General features: G+C 62.2%; 19 protein-coding genes and 1 riboswitch. Of the genes, 10 read left to right on the top strand and 9 right to left on the bottom strand.

The genetic code is table 11. The features are described from left to right. Positions 1-127: 127 nt before the first annotated feature. The 3 genes from J7I86_RS13575 to J7I86_RS13565 all read right to left on the bottom strand — a co-directional run bounded on the left by J7I86_RS13575 (position 128) and on the right by J7I86_RS13565 (position 3,284). Positions 128-1,327, bottom strand: coding sequence for a cation:proton antiporter (locus J7I86_RS13575; protein WP_214820604.1), 1,200 nt, complete (start codon positions 1,325-1,327; stop codon positions 128-130). Between the two features lie 6 nt (positions 1,328-1,333). Beyond that, positions 1,334-1,816, bottom strand: a complete 483-nt coding sequence (locus J7I86_RS13570) for a cation:proton antiporter regulatory subunit (protein ID WP_024818355.1) — start codon at positions 1,814-1,816, stop codon at positions 1,334-1,336. Between the two features lie 64 nt (positions 1,817-1,880). Continuing rightward, the gene (locus J7I86_RS13565) at positions 1,881-3,284 is read right to left on the bottom strand and encodes an MFS transporter (protein WP_214820602.1); all 1,404 of its coding nucleotides are present in this window, start codon (positions 3,282-3,284) and stop codon (positions 1,881-1,883) included. A gap of 202 nt (positions 3,285-3,486) precedes the next feature. Between J7I86_RS13565 and J7I86_RS13560 the strand changes: the two genes are divergently transcribed. The 6 genes from J7I86_RS13560 to mnhG are packed head-to-tail and all read left to right on the top strand — an operon-like array spanning position 3,487 to position 9,829. Beyond that, positions 3,487-6,504: a Na+/H+ antiporter subunit A gene (locus J7I86_RS13560; RefSeq protein WP_214820599.1), complete on the top strand. Its 3,018-nt coding sequence runs from the start codon at positions 3,487-3,489 to the stop codon at positions 6,502-6,504. Beyond that, positions 6,501-7,001 (top strand): Na(+)/H(+) antiporter subunit C, encoded by a 501-nt coding sequence (locus tag J7I86_RS13555; RefSeq protein ID WP_214820596.1) that lies wholly within the window; start codon positions 6,501-6,503, stop codon positions 6,999-7,001. Before J7I86_RS13560 ends, J7I86_RS13555 begins: the two co-directional genes overlap by 4 nt. Then, on the top strand, positions 6,998-8,602 hold the full coding sequence (locus J7I86_RS13550) for a Na+/H+ antiporter subunit D (RefSeq protein ID WP_214820594.1): 1,605 nt from the start codon (positions 6,998-7,000) through the stop codon (positions 8,600-8,602). Before J7I86_RS13555 ends, J7I86_RS13550 begins: the two co-directional genes overlap by 4 nt. Positions 8,603-8,608: 6 nt before the next feature. Next, positions 8,609-9,175, top strand: coding sequence for a Na+/H+ antiporter subunit E (locus J7I86_RS13545; RefSeq protein ID WP_214820592.1), 567 nt, complete (start codon positions 8,609-8,611; stop codon positions 9,173-9,175). Beyond that, positions 9,172-9,450, top strand: coding sequence for a monovalent cation/H+ antiporter complex subunit F (locus tag J7I86_RS13540; protein ID WP_214820590.1), 279 nt, complete (start codon positions 9,172-9,174; stop codon positions 9,448-9,450). Before J7I86_RS13545 ends, J7I86_RS13540 begins: the two co-directional genes overlap by 4 nt. Continuing rightward, entirely contained in the window at positions 9,440-9,829 is a 390-nt protein-coding gene (gene mnhG / locus J7I86_RS13535) for a monovalent cation/H(+) antiporter subunit G (RefSeq protein ID WP_214820588.1), read from the top strand. Before J7I86_RS13540 ends, mnhG begins: the two co-directional genes overlap by 11 nt. A gap of 82 nt (positions 9,830-9,911) precedes the next feature. Here the strand turns inward: mnhG and J7I86_RS13530 are convergent, their stop codons facing one another. Both J7I86_RS13530 and J7I86_RS13525 read right to left on the bottom strand, forming a co-directional pair. Then, complete coding sequence (locus J7I86_RS13530; protein WP_214820586.1) at positions 9,912-10,172, bottom strand: DUF4235 domain-containing protein; 261 nt, start codon at positions 10,170-10,172, stop codon at positions 9,912-9,914. A 35-nt stretch (positions 10,173-10,207) separates the two neighbouring features. Further along, positions 10,208-10,885 (bottom strand): NUDIX domain-containing protein, encoded by a 678-nt coding sequence (locus J7I86_RS13525; protein ID WP_214820585.1) that lies wholly within the window; start codon positions 10,883-10,885, stop codon positions 10,208-10,210. Positions 10,886-11,116: 231 nt separating this feature from the next. After that, positions 11,117-11,253: riboswitch (TPP riboswitch) on the top strand. Positions 11,254-11,328: 75 nt separating this feature from the next. Between J7I86_RS13525 and J7I86_RS13520 the strand changes: the two genes are divergently transcribed. Genes J7I86_RS13520 through J7I86_RS13510 form a run of 3 tightly spaced genes read left to right on the top strand, consistent with a single transcriptional unit; the run spans position 11,329 to position 14,320 of the window. After that, positions 11,329-11,949, top strand: a complete 621-nt coding sequence (locus J7I86_RS13520) for an ECF transporter S component (RefSeq protein WP_214820584.1) — start codon at positions 11,329-11,331, stop codon at positions 11,947-11,949. Continuing rightward, positions 11,949-13,529, top strand: a complete 1,581-nt coding sequence (locus tag J7I86_RS13515; RefSeq protein WP_214820583.1) for an ABC transporter ATP-binding protein — start codon at positions 11,949-11,951, stop codon at positions 13,527-13,529. The genes J7I86_RS13520 and J7I86_RS13515 overlap by 1 nt, the downstream gene beginning before the upstream one ends. Further along, positions 13,526-14,320 (top strand): energy-coupling factor transporter transmembrane protein EcfT, encoded by a 795-nt coding sequence (locus J7I86_RS13510; RefSeq protein WP_214820582.1) that lies wholly within the window; start codon positions 13,526-13,528, stop codon positions 14,318-14,320. The genes J7I86_RS13515 and J7I86_RS13510 overlap by 4 nt, the downstream gene beginning before the upstream one ends. Before the next feature lie 84 nt (positions 14,321-14,404). On the opposite strand, the gene J7I86_RS13505 is transcribed toward J7I86_RS13510, so the two are convergent. After that, positions 14,405-15,004: a GNAT family N-acetyltransferase gene (locus tag J7I86_RS13505; protein WP_214820581.1), complete on the bottom strand. Its 600-nt coding sequence runs from the start codon at positions 15,002-15,004 to the stop codon at positions 14,405-14,407. Positions 15,005-15,072: 68 nt separating this feature from the next. Next, positions 15,073-17,193 (bottom strand): penicillin acylase family protein, encoded by a 2,121-nt coding sequence (locus J7I86_RS13500; protein WP_214820580.1) that lies wholly within the window; start codon positions 17,191-17,193, stop codon positions 15,073-15,075. Positions 17,194-17,294: 101 nt separating this feature from the next. Here J7I86_RS13500 and J7I86_RS13495 point away from each other — a divergent pair, with 101 nt between their 5' ends. After that, positions 17,295-18,029, top strand: a complete 735-nt coding sequence (locus J7I86_RS13495; RefSeq protein WP_214820578.1) for a siderophore-interacting protein — start codon at positions 17,295-17,297, stop codon at positions 18,027-18,029. Positions 18,030-18,040: 11 nt separating this feature from the next. Here the strand turns inward: J7I86_RS13495 and J7I86_RS13490 are convergent, their stop codons facing one another. Further along, on the bottom strand, positions 18,041-18,520 hold the full coding sequence (locus J7I86_RS13490) for a hypothetical protein (RefSeq protein ID WP_214820576.1): 480 nt from the start codon (positions 18,518-18,520) through the stop codon (positions 18,041-18,043). Next, a complete protein-coding gene (locus J7I86_RS13485; RefSeq protein ID WP_214820574.1) occupies positions 18,517-19,479 on the bottom strand; it encodes a WXG100 family type VII secretion target in 963 nt (320 codons plus the stop codon). The genes J7I86_RS13490 and J7I86_RS13485 overlap by 4 nt, the downstream gene beginning before the upstream one ends. Positions 19,480-19,649: the final 170 nt, after the last annotated feature.

Below are 19,649 nucleotides of genomic sequence, written 5' to 3'. Positions count from 1 at the left end.
GTGTGTGGGCGTGGTGTGTGCGTGGCGGGTGGGCCTCGAGGGGTTAGCTCTCGCCGTTTGGGTAGGTCTTTGGGCTGAGATCTCGCCCCTCGGCGGGGGTGGCGTCTGTGGGTGGATGGCGGGCTTGCTACGCGGGGGCGCGCTCAGGCGTCCGGGGTGCGGCTCCCGGAGCCTTTCGGATGGCCTTGACTACCGGCTCCACGAAGCGGGATGCAAGTGGACCGAGGATAGCCATGATGAGTACGTAGGCGGTAGCGAGAGCGGCGAGTTCGTCGGGAACTGCGCCGGAAGCAACAGCCAGGCCCGCGATGACAATGGAGAACTCACCACGGGCGATCAACGCAGCGCCTGCGCGGAAGCGGCCCGGCACAGCGATGCCGGCGCGCTTGGCGGCCCATATTCCAGTGAGCATTTTGGTTGCGGCGGTGACAACCGCCAGCACCAGAGCCCATCCAAGGACCGGCGGAATGGACGTGGGGTCCGTGTTGAGCCCGAACGCAACGAAGAAGATCGCAGCAAAGAGATCCCGCAATGGTTCGAGGATCCTGGTGGCGTTGTGTGCCGTCGCGCCGGAGATGGCGATGCCCAACATGAAGGCCCCAACTGCGGCCGACACTTGGAGGGCGGATGCAATGCCCGCCACGAGTAGTGCGAGGCCAAGCACATTGAGGAGGAAGACTTCCGAGTTCTCGCTGTGCACCGCTTGCGAGACTCGGTGGCCGTGCTTGAGCGCAATGACCAACACCACCGTGACCACGGCAAGGGCAATTCCCACAGTTTGCAGTCCGCCCAGGAACCCCACACCGGCAAGGATGGCGGTGAGGATGGGGAGGTAGATGGCCATGGCGAGGTCTTCAAAAACCAGGATGGAAAGCACAACGGGAGTCTCGCGGTTACCGATACGGCCGAGGTCGGTAATCACCTTGGCGGCGATGCCGGACGACGAGATGTAGGTGACGCCACCCATGACGATTGCACCCACTAGTCCCCAACCCAGAAGAACGGCCAATCCCGCGCCCGGAAGGAAGTTGAGGACAAAATCCATGACACCGGCCTGCCATGATCGGCGAAGGCCCGTGACGAGCTCCGAGGCCGTATATTCCAGTCCGAGCATAAGCAGCAGGAGGATGACGCCGATTTCTCCCGAGAGATGAGCGAACTCGTGCATTCCATCGAGCTTGACGAACCCGCCGGCTCCGAAAGCCAGGCCCCCCACCAAGTAGAGAGGTATGGGGGACATGCCTATGCGGCCCGCTAGTCGAGCAAGGAGACCGAGGCAGAAGACGACGGCCCCCAGTTCAACGAGGGCTAATGCGAGCGGATCCATTTCCGGTCAGCCGTTGCGGAGGATGTCGGCTGCCGAGTCAAGACCTTCCTGCGTGCCGACCGCTACGAGCAAATCGCCGGTGTGAAGTACGACGTCGGGAGCCGGCGACGGGACCACCTCGCCTTCGCGCATGATCGCCACGATGGACACACCGCTGCGTGTGCGGATCTGTGCCTTCCCCATGGGCTGGTTGGCGAAGGGCGATTCAGGTGTAATGGAGAACTGGCGAGTGACGATGCCCGGTATCTCCCGGTGTTCCTCGGCCAAGCGCATGGCAATGTGTTGGCCGCCCAGGAGGTTCCCCAGTGTGGACGCTTCATCGGCTGTCAACGGGATGGATGCCTGGCAGGTGTCAGGATCGTCCCAGGTGGACACGAAAAGTTCTGTCTCACCCTCACGAAGTTCCACCACACCGATGCGACGGCCCGAGGCCGTGACGAAATCCTTGCGGATCCCGAGGCCCGGGAGTTCAGTCTCATCCACGTTCATAGCTCCACCCTAACTCTGTTGTACGGGTCTGGTACGGCGTTCATGCTCAGCCAGTCCAATGTAGTTAACGCTCAGGGACCACAGCTATTTCCACCTTGGTTGGTGGCTTCACAGGCAGGATCACCAAGAGGCCTGCAAGTAGCACCACCATGATTCCCAGGATGCCCCAGCGTTGGGCTTCACCTTCTGCGACTAGCGGCGAGGCGATGGTGATGCACAGGGTGAAGAGCGTGGGGGCGAGGAAGCTGACTGCCCGGCCCGTTGTGGCGTAAAGCCCAAAGAGTTCTCCGGATTCACCAGCGGGGGCGAGCCTTGCCAGATAGGCCCGCGAAGACGATTGGGCCGGTCCCACAAACAAGCAGAGCAACAGGCCGAAGACCCAGAACGTGGCGGTCCCGGGCCAATCATTTCCGAAGAAGAAGTAGTCGCCGTTGCCGAGAACCAGGATGGCTGTGCCGGCGACCAGGAGGCCAACCAAGGAGAGGATGATGACGGACTTGGGCCCGATCCTGTCGTCCAGGAACCCTCCGAAGATGGCACCGACAGCCGCTACTACGTTGCCGAAGATAGCGAAGAAGATGACGTCCTTGAGTTCGAAGCCGAAGGTACCGGCGGCGATGACGCCGCCGAAGGTGAACACGGCCGCAAGGCCGTCGCGGAAAATTGCGCTGGACAGTAGGAAGTAGATGGTGTGGGGACTGGTTTTGTAGATCGCCCCGATGCGGCGGAACAGCAGTTTGTAGGAGCCCACGAAACCTGAGGACGCCGTGTCTTTCTTCACGGATACTTCCGGAACGGCGAACATCACGGGCAGGGCAAAGATGAAGAACCACAGGGCGGAAAAGATGGCAACGAGGCGGATGTTAAGGGAGTCCTGTGTGGATGAGCCGAACCAGTCAAAGGAGGGCTGGACAAACAGCTGCAGGACAAGGAGGAGCGCCACGATTCCTCCGAGATACCCCATGGCCCAGCCAAAGCCGCTAACCCTGCCAATGTTCTTTGGGGTTGAGATCTGGGCCAGCATGGCGTTGTAGTTCACGCCTGCAAACTCGAAGAAGACGTTGCCGAGTGCTATCAGGCAGACGCCGAGGAGCAGGAATTCGGGCTGTGGGAAAACGAAGAAGCACAGCGCGGTAAGGACGGCAGTGGCGGCGGTGTTGACGCCAAGCCATAGCTTGCGGCGCCCTCCGGCGTCGGAGCGCTGGCCGGTGACGGGAGCTAGTAGGGCAATGGCCAGGCCTGCAATAGCCAGGGCGGCACCGAGGGCTGCCGAGGCAGCGTCCTCCCCGCCGAAGGCATTGGACGTCAAGTAGACGGTGAAAACAAAGGTGGTCATGACTGCCTGGAAGGCCGCCGAGCCCCAGTCCCAAGAGGCCCAAGCGAGTATTTGCGCCTTTTTGGAGGCCACGGGTCCCGAGGCAAGCTCGGACGTTGGGTGGGAGGCTTCGGGAACTGCGGCCGCGTTCATAACTTGAATGCTATAGGGGCGCGGAAGGTGGTGGGGGTATGACAGACCGGTATGTGGAGAACGCGGCTTTAAGCCATGCGCGCAGACGGGGTCCGATGCCCAAAACAGTCAGTCTGCCTTGATAAACTGGGTAAACCGAACCCAACGAATAACCGCCTGCTCCAACTTTTGACAATATGTTCCTGACTTTGCGGAGATAACAGTGATCACAGTTCTCGCCATCACCTTTGTAGCGGCAACTGTGGCGCCCTTGATCTTCAGCAAACTCGGCAGAAACGCGTTCTACGCCCTCGCGGCGGTACCCGCAGGCGCCTTCATCTGGCTGCTCTTCCAGTACGAGGCTGCATATTCCGGTGGAGCCATGGAAGAGATCCTTCCATGGATCCCCACCCTTAAGCTTGAACTCGCTTTCCGCATGGATCCCTTGGCTTGGGTGATGTCACTCCTGATCCTCGGCGTTGGATCTTTGGTGTTGGTTTATTGCGCCCGTTACTTCAAGAACAAGGACGCGGACCTCGGCGGATTCGGAGCTCAACTCCTCGCCTTTGCCGGCGCAATGTTCGGTTTGGTGACCTCCGATGACTTGCTGATGCTGTTCATCTTCTGGGAGCTCACCACCATCCTGTCCTATCTGCTGATCGGATACGCGCGCACCCGTTTGGCTGCACGCCGTTCGGCGCTTCAGGCTCTCATGGTCACCACCGCTGGTGGGTTGGCCATGCTCGTGGGCCTCATCATCTTGGGCCAAGCTGCAGGAACATACCGGATTTCAGAGATTTTGGACCAAGCCGGGACGCTCATGAGCGGACCAATGCAAGGAGCGGTGGCTGCCGCCGTCGTACTTGTTCTGGCTGGCGCGGTGACCAAATCGGCGCTTGTCCCGTTCCATTTCTGGCTGCCGGGCGCTATGGCAGCTCCCACGCCTGTCAGCGCGTATTTGCACGCGGCGGCGATGGTCAAAGCCGGTATCTACATTGTGGCGCGCCTTGCTCCGGGCTTTTCGACGTCGGAGTTCTGGCTTCCGATGGTTCTGGGGTTGGGCCTGGCCACCATGCTGGTTGGTGGCTACCGTGCGCTTCGCCAAACCGACATCAAGCTCATCCTTGCTTACGGAACCGTCAGCCAGCTCGGGTTCCTCACCATGGTGGTGGGTCTGGGGCGGCCGGATGCTGCACTCGCAGGGCTGGGGTTGCTGCTGGCCCACGGCCTCTTCAAAGCGGCATTGTTCCTGGTGGTGGGTATCATCGACCACCAATCCGGCACACGCGACATCCGCAAATTATCCGGAGTTTTCCGTTCTTCGCGGGCGCTCGGAGTAGTTGCCGGCGTTGCCGCCGCGTCCATGGCCGGCGTGCCGCCGCTGGCTGGTTTCGTGGCCAAAGAGTCGGTTTTGGAGGCATTCGTCCACTACGGCACCGGAGATCATGCTCCGGCATGGGGCATCTGGATCCTGATTGGGCTGGTCATCGGTTCCATCCTCACCTTCGCCTACAGCGTCCGCTTCATGTGGGGCGCGTTTGCCGTTAAGCCGGGTGTTGAACCGACACCTTTCAAACCGATTAAGCCCGCGTTCCTTGCCGCCCCGGCCATCCTGAGCATGCTCACCATCGGTATCGGTCTTTGGCCGGCCCCCGTAGACACATGGATCCAGCCTTACGCGGCGTTGTTTGCCGATCGTCCAGACGCGGTCGACGCCGGACATCTGGCTCTGTGGCACGGTGTCACGCCGGCGTTGGGCCTGACTGCGCTGACGTTCGCGGCCGGTTTCGCGATGTTTTATTGGAGAAACCTCGTTTCGAGGGCGCAAAGCCTGGTTCCGGACTGGGTGGATGGCGACAGGGCCTACCAGAACACCATCGGCGCCCTGGACGACGTTGCTGTCTGGGTCACCGGCCGCACACAGCGTGGTTCCCTGTACTTCTACCTTGCGGTGATCCTCACGGTTGCCTTCGCGGTCCCTTTGACGGCGTTGATTGTGGCGAACAAGCCCCTGCCGGACGGTATGTACTTCATCGACCCGAACTCCCCCCTGCAGTTGGTGGCTGGAGCTGGCATCGTAGTGGGTGCGCTGGCCGCCGTCCGCGCCAACAAGCGCTTCCTTGCCGTTCTGATGGTGTCCGTGACCGGCTATGGAATCGCACTGATGTTCGCCTTGCAGGGCGCCCCGGACCTCGCCCTGACCCAAATGCTGGTGGAAACCATTGTGCTGGTGGCGTTCGTGCTGGCAATGCGCAGCCTGCCCGCAGAGCTTAGGGACAGGACCGGCGGCCGACTCCGGGTGATCCGCGTGATCATCGGGGCGGCGTTCGGAATCACCATGATCTTCGTGGCAATCTACGCCATGGGCGCCCGCGTGGCCACTCCCATTTCGCTTGATTTCCCCCGATTGGCCTACGAAGGCGGCGGTGGTCTGAACGTCGTCAACGTGACCCTCGTGGACATCCGAGCCTGGGACACATTCGGCGAGATCTCCGTGTTGGCGATTGCGGCCACAGGCGTTGCCAGCCTGATATTCGTCCGCAGCCGCGGCGACCGCATCAAGACTTCGGAGGCCGTGCCGGAAGGCAGCGTGGGGCGTCGCACCGGCGTCGACCGCGATTCGCGCGACGGCGCCACGCTGGCCGTTGCCAAGAAGTTCACCGATGTCACCCGCGACGCGTGGTTGGTGGCGGGACGGACGCTTGCGCCGGAGCGACGCTCCATCATCTTTGAGGTGGTGACCAGGCTGATCTTCCACTCGATGATCGTCTTCTCCATCTATCTCCTCCTGGCCGGACATAACCTGCCGGGCGGTGGGTTCGCAGGCGGTCTCACCGCCGGACTCGCCCTCACCATCCGCTACCTCGCCGGGGGCCGGTTCGAGTTGAGTGAGGCCGCCACCATCAGTGCCGGCACGCTTTTAGGGACGGGACTTGCGACGGCGGCAGCCTCCGGTGTGGTCCCGCTGTTCCTCGGGGGGCAGGTGTTCCAGAGCGCAATCATCGAGTTCTGGCTACCGGTCTTTGGTGACGTCAAGTTCGTCACGTCCACGATCTTCGACATCGGCGTGTACATCGTCGTTGTGGGGTTGGCGCTCGACGTCCTCCGGAGCCTCGGTGCTGAAATCGACGAGCACTTTGAAGGTAAAGGCGCGCCGCTTGCGGAGGAAGATGCCGCCGAACATCCTGAGCTGGCCCACGAGGCCGCCGAGTCCGCTGCGCTCGGGAAGGTTAACCCATGAGCATCAACCTGACCCTGTTGATCGTCATGGGCGTGCTGTACGCCTGCGGCATCTACCTGATCCTGGAACGCAGCCTTACGCGCGTGCTCTTGGGATTGATGTTGCTGGCCAATGCCACCAACATCCTCATCCTGAGCACCGGAGGGTATGCAGGCCTTGCTCCGCTGTTCAGCAAGGAAACGAACCCGGAAACGTACAACGATCCGCTCCCGCAGGCACTAATCCTGACGTCGATCGTCATTTCCTTCGCCGTGACGGCCTTCATGCTGGGCATCATCTACCGCACCTGGGTCCTGGCCCGTCAGGACGAGATCCAGGATGACCTCGAAGACGTGCGCGTGGCCAAGACGCCGAGCTTTGATGCCGAGGACGATGCCATTGTCCCGCTGGAAACCTCCGAGTTCGCGGTCACCCCCGCAGGCCCGGCGAACCCCGAAAAACAGGACGCCACGGAGACCCCCAACACGGCAACAACCCAGGAAGGAGGCAGCGCGTGAATCTCGCAAACCTGTCGCCGCTAGCTGTCCTTCTGCCAATTCTGGGTGCTGCTCTGGCGTTCCTGCTGATCCGCCACCACACCGCCCAGCGGGTAGTCAGCATTGGCATTCTTAGTGCGACACTCCTGCTCGAATGCCTGCTCCTGATCTCCGTCTGGGACGGGGGCACCACCTCAGTCACTTTGGGTGGATGGCTGCCGCCGTGGGGCGTGGTCCTGGTGGTGGACCAGTTCTCCTCGCTCATGCTGGTGGTCTCCACCGTGGTGAGCCTTGCGGTGTTGATCTACGCAACGGGCCAGGGTATGGCCGACGGCGATCAGGAAGCCCCGGTCTCGATCTTCCACCCCACGTATCTAATCCTGGTGGCAGGTGTGTCCAACGCGTTCCTCACCGGTGACCTCTTCAACCTCTACGTCGGTTTCGAGATCCTGCTGACGGCAAGCTACGTGTTGATGACGCTGGGCGGAACGGGTCCGCGTATCCGTGCTGGTGTCACATATGTGGTGGTTTCCGTGGTGTCGTCGGTGCTGTTCCTCATTGCGATTGCCATGATCTACGGGGCCACCGGAACCATCACCATGGCGGACCTGGCCATCAAGTTGGCGGAACTGGATCAAGGCACCCAGAACCTCCTGCACGTGATGCTGCTGGTGGCGTTCGGCATCAAGGCGGCTGTCTTCCCCTTGTCCTTCTGGCTTCCGGACTCTTATCCCACCGCCCCCGCCCCAGTGACGGCCGTGTTCGCGGGCTTGCTGACCAAGGTGGGTGTCTACGCAATGGTCCGCACGGAAACACTCCTGTTCCCGGGTGACACCCTCAACGTCCCTCTAATGGTGGTGGCGTTACTGACCATGATTGTCGGAATTCTGGGTGCCCTCGCCCAGAGCGATATCAAACGTCTCCTCTCCTTTACGTTGGTGAGCCATATCGGCTACATGGTGTTTGGCCTGGCCATGAGCTCCGTGGCCGGGCTGGGCGCCGCAGTCTTCTACGTGGCCCACCACATCACCGTCCAGACCAGCTTGTTCCTGGTCACTGGCCTCATAGAGCGGCGTGGTGGAAGCTCCTCCATCGACCGTTTGGGTGGCTTGGCGAAGCTTTCACCGCTGTTGGCTTTGCTGTTCTTCATTCCCGCAATGAACTTGGCAGGCATTCCACCGTTCTCCGGGTTCCTGGGAAAACTGGGGCTGTTGCAAGCCGGTGTGGAGTTGGGAACGCCGCTGGCGATCGTGCTTGTGGTAGGTGGCGTGGTGACCAGCCTGCTGACCCTGCTGGCAATCGCCCGCGTCTGGAACAGGGCGTTCTGGCGCAAGCCGGAAGACGCTGAGTATCCGGACCCCGTGCTGAAGACTCCTGGAAACGTGGGAGTGCTTCCGCGGACCATGGTGGGGTCCACGGCTGGACTAGTGGTGTTCGGCGTTGCCCTGACGGTCTTCGCGGGCCCGCTGTTCAAGGTTGCTGACGGCTCCGCCGGAATCATGTTGGACCGTTCGGCATACATTCACTCGGTACTGGGAGATTCAGTTGTGGTGCCGCCACTGGCACAGCCTGATGAAACGCAGAACGATCAAACCCCAACGGATGATGCGCGGGACGGGTGATGCCAAATGAGCCGTAAACCGATCTCGTTCCGCACTGAACTGCCACTGCTCATCTGGTTGGTGATTGTGTGGGGTGCGTTGTGGCGGGACTTCAGTCCGGGCAACCTCCTGTTCGGTGCCCTGATTGCCGTGCTCGTGGCCAAGTTCTTCTACCTTCCGCCCGTGGAGCTCAGCGGCAGGTTCAACATCCTGCGCGCCATACCTTTTGCCTTGATGTTCCTCGCCAAAGTGGTGGCAGCGAGCTTCCTGGTGCTGTATCTGGCAGTAGCCAAAGGACCCAAGGTTCGCAGCGCCGTCGTCGCCGTTCCGTTGCGGAGCCATTCCGACCTCATGGTGACCGCTACCGGTCATGTAATCTCGCTGATCCCAGGCTCCTTGGTGGTGGAGGTGGACCGCTCCACTTCCACGCTGTATCTGCACGCACTCAACATTTATGAAGAGGCGGACATCGACAAAATTCGTCAGGAAACCCAACACATTGAAGCAGGACTGATCCGCATTATGGGTACACGCGAAGAAGTCGAGGCACTCAAAGCCGAACAACGTCCGGGGCTGGAAGGGGCTGCGCTGTGAAGGAAGTAGTCCTGGTGGTTACCGCCGTGATCCTCAGTCTGGCCGCCGCTGGTGCGATTGTCCGAATCGCGATCGGTCCGTCCCTTCTGGATCGTGTTCTGGCATCGGATGTACTGCTCGCCATCCTGGGTGCCGCCCTGGCAATCGACATGGCTTTAAACAAGCATCTGAACAACCTGATGCTGCTGGTAGCCCTGGCGGTGATCGGGTTCATTGGCTCGGTGACTGTAGCCCGGTTCGTCGCCGAGCGGAGGGAACAGAGCAATGAGTCCTGACGCCGCCGGCCTTGATGCCGTGATCGATGCTGTCACCGCAGTATTCCTGGTGGTGGGGGCGCTAATGTCCCTTGGCGCAGCCATTGGCTTGTTGAGATTTCCGGACCTCATGAGCCGCATGCACGCAGCCACCAAGCCGCAGGTCCTGGGGTTGTTCCTCATGCTGGCCGCGATAGGACTCCAGATGCGGACCTGGTGGGTGTGGCCGGTTCTGTTGGTGGCTTGGATTTTCCAGCTTCTCACAGCACCCGTGTCCGCCCACATGGTTGGCCGCTCCGCCTACCGCACCAAGCATGGACACCGCGAGAAGCTCACCAAGGATGAACTGGAGGCCGTGGTCCAAAGGGCGGCTGCCGGCCAGGAACCGTCGGAACGTTAAAGCAACGCGGGGTCACTTCTGGCCCCTAAACCCAATCGGAATGGGCCAGAAGTGACTCCGGCGTTGCTTCTTCGGCGGATGCCTAGACGATGTCGTGGCTCTTGGCGAAGCGCGAGATGGCACGCTGGGTGCCGCGGCTCGCCAGAACCTGAATAAGCGTGCTGACGAAAGCGGAGATCAGTGCGAAGGTCAATGCCGAACGCAGGCTGGCCTCCATGTCGTCATTACCCAGGGGTGGCTTGTTGCCCGTGGCCTTTTCCCAGCCCTTGTTGACGAGTTTGGTGCCCACAAAGCCTGCTCCGAGGCTCACTCCGGCACCGATCAGCTTGAAGAAGAGATTCATGCTCCCAGCCTAGCTGGCTAAGGTCTGCTCAAGCGTTAGCGGCGGTTTTCCCGCTCCTTGAGGAACGCAGCCATGGAACCAACCGGCGCCAGTACAGGAACAACGTGGTGTTGGGTCAACCAAACTTCGTCTACTGTTCGGAACCCGGCAATCTCCTTGAGCAGGTAATACGTGGGAGGCATCAGCTTCAAAGAGCCGGCCGCTTCCGCTGCAAGAATCTCTGCCACGGGCATCCACAGTGATTGCCAGGCCTCAGTGGTTTGGTGTTGGGGAGTAGCTCCCGGAGAGGGCTTGGCAATGTAGAAGTAGGTGTCGAAGCGCTTGGGCATGTCTGTTGGGGTGATCCAGTTGGCCCACGGGCGGAGGTGGGAGGCCTCGATGGTGAGCCCGGCCTCTTCCTGGACCTCGCGGATGGCTGCAGTGAGGATTGTCCCGGCGTTTCTCGCTGCTTTGCCCGGCTCCGCGCCGATGGAGCTCTGGTTCCAGTCTGCCGCGTGACGTTCAAGCAGCTCCTCGGGGTAGTCCCACCCGGACCCGTCCGTGGAGTCCACGCGTCCTCCCGGGAAGACCACCATGCCGGCAGCGAAGTCCATGGTGCTGACCCTGTGCTGGACGAAGGCTTCGAGCCCGTCCGAGGCATCACGGAGCAGGATGACGCTGGCGGCTAAACGTGGTTGGGGCACAGTGATGTCAGTGGTGGGAAGGTCTGTCATGAAATGTGCCCCTTTGCCGCGGTGAAGTCTGCTGGTTCATTCTCTCAGGTTCTGGTTGTGGGGCCTGGTGAGCGTGGCAAAACGGGGGTGGAGGGCGTAGAGCAGGCCTCGCAACGCACACGGGCGCCACGCAACGCACACCACCACGGCCGATTGTGACCGCATGCCGGCAACGGACCAGCACCCGCCGCAGACTGAGGTGTAAACTGAACCAGCCCATCAGGGCAGATTTGATAACGACAGGGGAGCGCCGCCGTCGGACTCTGCAGAGATGCAGGAGACGCGAGGGCGCTGAGAGTGCGGACAGCCGCAGACCCTCGAACCTGATCCGGTTAGTACCGGCGCAAGGGAGTCGAGCTTCTCAGAGTGTCCGGATCCGGATGGCGCAGGCCACTTGGATTCCGGGGAGCACTTTCCCCTCCTGTAACCTCAGGAGGCAGAAAATGACCACGGTAAACGTGAAGAAGACCAGTTATAACTGGCGTGTTGTAGACATTGTTGTGGCGGCTTTGATCGCCATTGCCGGCGGCGTGATTTTCTGGGCATGGTCCCAGGGCGCGGCGCTGGTGTCCATCCCCATGAATGCGACGTATCCGCCGCTCACCGGCCTGATCGCCGGCGGCTGGATGATCCCGGCGGTCCTGGGCATGCTTATTATCCGCAAGCCGGGTGCCGCACTGTTCTGTGAAGCTGTGGCAGCCACGGGCGAACTGATCATGGGTTCGCAGTACGGCACTACCGTGCTCATCTCCGGCATTCTGCAGGGTCTGGGCGCCGAGCTCATCTTTGCCGCCTTCCGGTACAAGAAGTTCAACCTGCCCACGGCGTTCCTCGCGGGCGCCGGTGCGGGGCTCTTCTGCGGCTTGAACGACTCCTTCCTGCCGTGGGGCTGGAACATCGCCTACGAAGCCGTGGACAAGCTGGCGTACATCACCTTCACCACGATTTCCGGCGCGATCATCGCGGGTGCCATCTCCTGGGTTGCGACGCGAGGCCTGGCCAAGACCGGTGTACTGAGCTCCTTCGCCTCCCGCAAGGCCGCTTCGGAGCCAGTCTTCAACTGATGTCGGCCACGCAAAGCGGCATGGTGCGGCCCGCTGCCATCTCAGCCGACGGCTGGGGGTGGCGGCATGCCGGCCGGGCCCAAGCCGCCGTTCAGGGCCTCGATCTTCGGATTGAACCGGGGGAGCGTGTGCTGCTGCTGGGCCCTTCCGGTGCCGGCAAGTCCACGCTCCTGCATGCCCTCGCCGGGGTGCTGGGGGATGAGGAAGACGACTCGGATGAGACCGGCTCGCTGCTGATTGACGGCGTCGCGCCCCGTGAGCACCTTGGCTGCGCAGGATTGATGCAGCAGGACCCCGAAACGCAGGTGGTCTTGTCCCGGGTTGGGGACGATGTTGCCTTTGGCGCCGAGAACCTTGCCGTGCCCCGGGATGAAATTTGGTCGCGTGTCCATGAAGCGCTCGACGACGTCGGGTTGCGTACCGCTGCCGGCGGCGGTCTGGCGTTGGATCACCCGACGGCGGCACTCTCCGGAGGCCAGAAACAGCGCCTTGCACTGGCCGGTATTTTGGCGATGCAACCCGGTCTGATCCTGCTGGACGAACCAACAGCCAACCTGGATCCGGCAGGGGTGCTGGAGGTCCGTGACGCGGTAGGCCGGTGTCTGGACAAGACCGGCGCCACGCTTGTTGTGGTGGAACACCGCGTGTCCGTGTGGAAGGACCTTGTGGACCGGATCGTGGTCCTGCAGCCGGGCTCGGCGGCGCCGGGTACTGGCGGCTCGGGAACGGGTGGCGTGCTCTTGGACGGGCCGCCGGATCAGGTTCTTTCAGAAGCCCGCACCATGCTGATGTCAGCCGGCGTCTGGGTGCCGGGGTACGTCCCGGCAACCCGCGAACGGCGGAACGAGCCCCACACCGCGCAGCTCCTCCTCGCGGCGCAGGACCTAGCCGTTTCCCGGGAAAAGCCACGACGCAAGGGCTTCAAGACCATCCCTCCCGTGCCGGTTCAAACGGGCATCAGTGCACAGGTCAGGGCCGGCCAGGCACTGACCATCACGGGCCCGAACGGTGCCGGCAAGTCCACTTTCGCGCTCACGTTGGCTGGCCTTCTAGCGCCGGTGGACGGCAAGGTGAGTGCCGCCGTCGACCTTTCCAAGGGCGCTGGCATTGACCCGTACAAGTGGAAAGCCGAGCAGTTGATTTCCCGCATCGGCACGGTGTTCCAGGAACCTGAGCACCAGTTCGTTACAGGCAACGTCATGGATGAGCTCATGTTTGGTCCCAAGCATTTGGGCCATGGCGAGGACCGAGTGGACGAACTGCTGGAGCGGTTGCGGCTGACGCATCTGGTGGATGCCAACCCGTACACGTTGTCCGGCGGGGAGAAGCGGCGGCTTTCGGTAGCCACAGTGCTCGCGGCTCACCCGAAAGTGCTTGTCCTTGACGAGCCAACGTTCGGCCAGGACGCCAATACCTGGGCGGAATTGGCGTCGTTCCTTTCAGAGTTGCTGGACGCCGGAACCGCGGTGGTCTCGGTGACCCACGATCAGGAATTCAGTGCCGTACTCGGCGGAACGGAACTGCGGCTCGGCCCCGTCCAACAGGGTGAAGCCACGCACCAGGAAGCCGGTGCAGCATGAGGGATGCGCTCAATATTCGCGGAAACCATGCACTCCTGACCAAAGCCAACCCTTTGGTTAAGTTCGTGTCCGTCTTCCTTATTTCCCTGGTGCTGGCCCTGTCCATCGACTGGGTCTCGGCCTCCACAGCGCTCCTTGCGGAACTGGCGCTCTTCCCTCTGGCCGGCCTCACGCTGAGGCTTCTGTGGCAGCGGGCCTGGCCCCTGATTATCGCGGCAGCGTTCGGCGGCTGGAGCACTGCGATTGTGGCCGCGGACAGTGGCGCTGTACTGCTCGACGTTGGACTCTGGTCCATCAGCGAAGGTTCCCTTGAGCTGGGGCTCGGTTTCATGCTGCGCGGTTTGGCGATTGCGTTGCCGGCCATTTTGCTGATGACCTGCACCGATCCCACCGACTTGGCTGATGCCTTGGCGCAGAAGGCAAAGCTGCCGCACCGGTTTGTCCTGGGCTCCCTCGCCGCGATGAGGCTGGTGGGGCTTATGGCTGAGGAGTGGCAGACTATCGGCATGGCCCGCCGTGCGCGCGGAGTGGGTTCCCAAGGCAGCCCGTTCCAACGGCTGAAAGCCACGCTGGGCCAGAGCTTCGGTCTCTTGGTTCAGGCCGTGAGGAGGGCTTCCCGGCTGGCAGTGACCATGGAAGCGCGCGGTTTCGGCGGCGGACAACGGACGTGGGCACGTGAATCCACATACTCGATGCTGGACGTGTGGGTGGTCCTCGGCGGACTTGTCATCGCAGCAGCTGCGGTGTTGACGGCCGTGGGAGCGGGAACCTGGAGCTTCGTCTGGCGCTAGCGCTGTAGGGCGCTGGCGAGCTGGGCACCAAGCGTGCCACCGGCATGTTGGGGGCGCCGGCGGCACTTCGCTTTTCAGAGGTGGCTACGGTGACTGCTGCTCCTGGATCTCATCGAAGCCTGCGCGCGTCAGGAACCCCAACTGGGCTTCCTTCTCAGCGAGCTGAATGATGGGACCAAGCTCAAAGCACGTCGCTTCCAGACGGCGGAGTGCCTTGGCATTGCGGGAGTCCGGCTCCACCACAATCCGGTCCTTCCCGGGCAAGGAGAACATGTACTTGATCAGGGATGTGCCCAGCCGCGGGGTGAAATGCGGAATGGGCCGTGTGGCGGGGGCCAGGAGCAGGTGCATGCCGATGTCCGCCTCGCGGGCGGGGTAGGCCTCCCCCACGGGATCGTGCAGTGGCTCGTAGGTCTGGAAGAGGGCCAGCGGCTCGCCATCCAGCAGAGCCAGGAACGTGTGGTGGGTCTCCAACGAGTCAAGGAATTCGTAAATCCCTTGAACTTCTTCCCTGGAGTTCTCCGTCATTCCCCAAAACTTGGCACGAGGCTGGGTGACCCATTCGAAGATGAGGTCGATGTCCTCAGCGGGAACCAGCGGGACAAGTCGCAGCGCACCCCATCCGTCGAGGTCTTCGGAGTAGATGGTGGTACGGACAGAGAAGTCCTGGGTGGTGGTGGTCATGGCTTCCTTCGGGGCTGATGGGGTCTGATGCGGGAGTAATGCTGGAGCAGTGCGGGGAACGGGTCAGGTCAGGGATTGTCTTTGGTCAGCTCAGGCCAGTTAGTGACCACCGGGACGAGTTGCCCCTCGGCCCAGAGCGGGAGCTGATCGGAGAAGTGTTGGTGGCCCGGAGTGCTGGAAGCGCCGAAAGGCACGATCCAACGGCTGTTGCGCCGATCAGCCAGGTCCCAGACGTAACGGGCTACGGGGCCACGGAAGCTTCGGTCTTCTACGCCAGGGAGGCTCTCGGTGCACAGAACACAGCCGGTGTCCCCGCTGAGGTCAGCAGTGGGCGCCGATGACGCCAGCGGTCGGGGCAGGACGTGAACGGCCAGAAGCTTATGCCGGTCACCCCAGGACGCGCCGTTCAGCATGGACTCTTCCAACGCGACGTCTTCAAGCGCTGCGGCAGCTTCCACTCCTACGCTGATGCCAAGTTCGGAGCCACGAACCAGCAGGGTCTCCAAGGCGAAGCCAATGCGGGATTCAACGGACAACCACGGCCCGAATAATGGCGAGTACCCGGTGGGCTCATTCAGGGGAGCCATCGCGGAATGCCGTGCCAGGCGCTGGACGATGGCACCACGCCAGGCTGCAAAGACAGCGGCTTGGTGGCTGCCTGCATCCATCAGGCCAGCCCATGTCAACAACAGCGAACGCAGCTCCTTGGCTTCCCTGGACAGGTCCTCGGCGTCCAGGCCGGAGAGCACAGAGCGGAACAACGGCCACGGGCCCAGCAAGGTGTCCATATGGATGGCCTGCATGGTGTCCACGGACAGATGCTTGGGAGCCAATTCCAGTAGCTCCCTGATCCGCAGGGCACGGTGCGCGGGCGCGAACTCCATGGCTACGGCATCACCGCCGCCTGCTTGGCGGTCGTTTGCGCTCACGGCAAACTGCTTGACCTCGGTGCGGGGCAGGACCACGTACTGTCCCTCCCACTCGTGGCGGACGGAGAAAGCTGGAGCGGGCAATCGCCGGTTGGCCGGATTCCGCTGGGGTACCAACCCGGCAACGAAATGCCGGACGGACCCGGAAACGTCCGCGGCCAGCACACTGTTGACGGGTTCCACCCACGCATCGAACGCGGCTTCCACCTCGGAAACGCTCCGGCTTCGCAGCAACGGCAGGAGGGCCTCGAAACCCAGCCGCCCTTCAACCCTGGCCGGGAAACGCAAACTCAGCGCGCCGCCGTCGGGCGTTTCAGAGATGACCGGACCGCGCGCGGTTTCAACAATCTCAACGGACACCACTTCACCGCCGCGGACGGTGATGGTTTCGGAACTCACGACGACGGGTTCCCAGCCTTCCGCTCCGCGCGCCTCGATGCGCTCACCGGCGAAATCGCTGACCCGGCGCAACTCCTCGACGAAGAGGTCCTGGTAGTCGGCCATGGCGTTGGTGATGGCCCAGGCGGTGGTGCCGGTGTGGGCGAAATGGGGGAGGCCGGGAACACCGGGGAACGCGAATCCGATCGCGTCGAACTCGGGGCAGGCCAGTCTTATCTGCTGGTAAACGCCGGGAAGTTCCATGAGGCGGTGGGGGTCGCCGGCAATCAGTGGCAGGCCGCTGACGGTGGTGGAGCCGTGGGCGGCCCACGCGTTGCTGCCTGACCAAACGGGCGCTTCGATGCTGAACAAGTTCACGGCGTCGTCGCCGAGTGTCCGTGCCACGTGGGCCCTGAACAGCTTGTTGGGGAACGTGGAGAAGAGGATGTGATGCACCAGGAAGACGCCGAGCGGGGTCCACGGATTCCATGGCTCGGGTTCGCAACCGGATTCTTCAAACTCGGGTCCGCCCCGATTGCCGCCCGTCAACGCCTGGTTGACGCCTGCCACGTACTGTCCGCACCAGCGTTGAGTGCCGGCGTCGAGGTTCTCAAAGCAGCGACGCGCGGTGTCATCCAGCCGCGCTTGCCGGGCAAAACGGTCCCAGAGTACGGCTTCGGCACCCAGGATCTCGGCCGTGCGGCCTTCCGATCGCCATCGCTCCAACTCGATCTGCCAGGAGCGGTCTGTGGCCGCGTTCATCCCTTGCAAAAAGGCCAGTTCATCGGCTGAATCGGCCCATAATTGCGGGATTCCCCACTGATCCCGGTACGTTCCGGAGCCGCCTGCCGGGGCGGCATGGTGCGTCGGGGCAGGCGTCATAATCTCTGGCCGCTTTCGAGGTTAGGTTAGGCTTACTTAAGCTCAAGATAAATGGCTTTGGCCGCGTTCACAAATCGTGGACATTCGTGAAGGAGTGTTGCTTGAAGCGCAATTGGGAAGGCGTCGTCCTCAAAGTCATGGGCGCCAAGGACTTCACTCTGGAGGTTACGGGGAGTGAAGAGATCACCCCGGACTTCCTCCGCGTGCACGTGCGGGACGGCGGACTCCTGGATCGCAGCGGACTGCATCCCACCATGTGGATCCGGCTCTGGTTCAACGATTCCGGGAAGGCCCACCAACGCGCCTACACCTTGGTCAACGCATCACCTGCGGACGGCACGTTCAGCATGGACTTCGCCATGCACAACGGCGTTGCTGCGGATTGGGCACGCTCAGTGCAGCCCGGCGACTCGATCGATGCCACCGTCCAAGGCAGCTCCTTCGCTTTCCCACAGCCCGCCCCGCGCCGGATCTGGGTAGTGGGCGATCCCGCTTCCATTCCTGCCATCAACTCGCTGCTTGACGAGCGGCAGCGTGATGCTGCAAACGCGGCTCCCGTGACGGCCTGGCTTGAATACCAGCACGACGCCGACCCCTCGCTTGAGGTGCGTACCTCCGATTCCGACGTCGTCACCTGGATTCCGCGTAAACGCGACGGTGCCGCGCTGGTGGAGGCAGTCTGCGCTGCGCTCACGGCAAACACGGTCTCGGTTGGGAGCGACTTCTTCTGGATCGCCTGCGAAGCATCAAGTACGCGGGCAATCGTCAAGCACCTGAGGAAAGAACTCGGCCTGGATAAGCACCGGATTGATGCGTTGGGGTACTGGCGGGCCTAACGATTGGCGGGTTACTCCCGCCAGTTAAGGAAGCCCTTCTGCCCCTCCGGCGGAGTGAGCACCACGTCCCGGCCGTACTTCTTCCTGGCGTCAGCCCCGGAGAAGGCGTCCGGGACAATGCGGACCGCTTTGGTTACTTTCCCGTCTTTCAGGAAGACGAAGAGAGCCGGTGAAGCCGTGTAGCGGCTCTCCTTGGTGAGGGGTTCCCCAAAGGTTTCCTCGATGTCCTTGGCCGGGGTTCCGGACGTGACGAAACCTGCCTGGTCCCAGTCAAAGTCCGTGGCATCGGCCAGCTTGAGCGCCGTGCCGTTCCTGGCAGACTCCAGGACCTGATTGTTGAGGTGATCGTTCGTTTCGGGCATGGCGGATCCTCCGAGGGAACAAGCGGCCAAGGCGCAGGCCAGAGCTAAGGTGAGCAAGGTGTTGATGGTGACGCGAAGCGCTGAAGACTTGGGGCGGCGTCGTAAATTAGTGGTCGCAGGAAGACTCATGAAGTAGTCCTGGACTCGTCATTGAACTCTGGATCTTCACCAGGGGCGGGCTCGGCATTGCCGGCGTCGCCGGTCTGGTCAGCGGGGACCTGGTTTGATGGGTGCGGCACAAGGTCAGGCCCCACCACAACTGTGTCTCCGCTATTGACGGCTTCCTCGATCAAGTCTGCAAGCTCCTCAGCACTGGCGTCCGGATTGGCGATGGCCACGTTGCGTCCAACTTCATTGTTGTACAGATCCATTGCTTCACGTGGAGCCGGATTTCCGGGGAGCTGTTCGTGGGCGGTGGCGTAGTCCTCGGCCCAGTCCGCGCCGAACTCCTTCACCATGAGGGCGTTCCAGTAGGCGTGGCGGAAGGCGTCATTCTGGTCATCGTTGCGATCTTCGCTGGGGAAGCGCTCATCGGCAACACTGAAAGCGTCGTCGTGAATGCCCTTGAAGGCGTTCAGCTCAAATGGTCCCAGGCCGTTCAAGAGTTCCGCTTCCTTCTCTGTCACTACCTTCTGGTCCACCACGAATCGCAGCGGATCCCAGTCGCCCGGCCAGTTGGTAGTCTCCGCGTCACTGACTTGGTACTGGTCCAGGATCTCCTGGGGTGTGGGCTGGGTGGGGTCGGTGGCCTTGGTGGTGGCGTCGACTGCCGGGTTGCCTGAGTGGTTCCCGCTGCCGTTCCCTGAGCTGCCCCCAGAACCCTCGGTAGACGCGTTCGACTGCTCGTCTGCGTTGGTAAGCACGGACTTGGATGCTTCTTCCAATCCTCGCGAGGTCCGTTCAAGCAACGGCCGTAGACGGCCCTGCCAATCGGAGGCGAATCGTTTGGAATCCTGCCCCTGCCAAAAGCCGCCCTGTGCGATCAAGGAGTCAAGCTCCCGGGCGCGGTTGGTCAGCAGCGAAGCCCCGCTGGCAAGGGTTTTTGATAGTGCTTTGAGTTGATCGACGTCGGCGCCGTAGAAAGGCATATTTCCCCCTGAGCTTTCCCATACATCCTTCGCCAACCCTCGTTGAGGCACAATGGGGAGCTCTGCCCCTGAAAATATTGGGGAAAGCGTTCGCCCAAGGCAAGCGGCCGAGGTTGTGCGCTATATCGCACAGGACGGGTATTGTGTGACGTGGACCGCTGAATCGGTAA

It is taken from the genome of Arthrobacter sp. ISL-95, assembly GCF_018613695.1.
In the GTDB taxonomy this organism is placed as follows: domain Bacteria; phylum Actinomycetota; class Actinomycetes; order Actinomycetales; family Micrococcaceae; genus Arthrobacter.
This window is presented reverse-complemented; position numbering and strand designations above follow the sequence as displayed.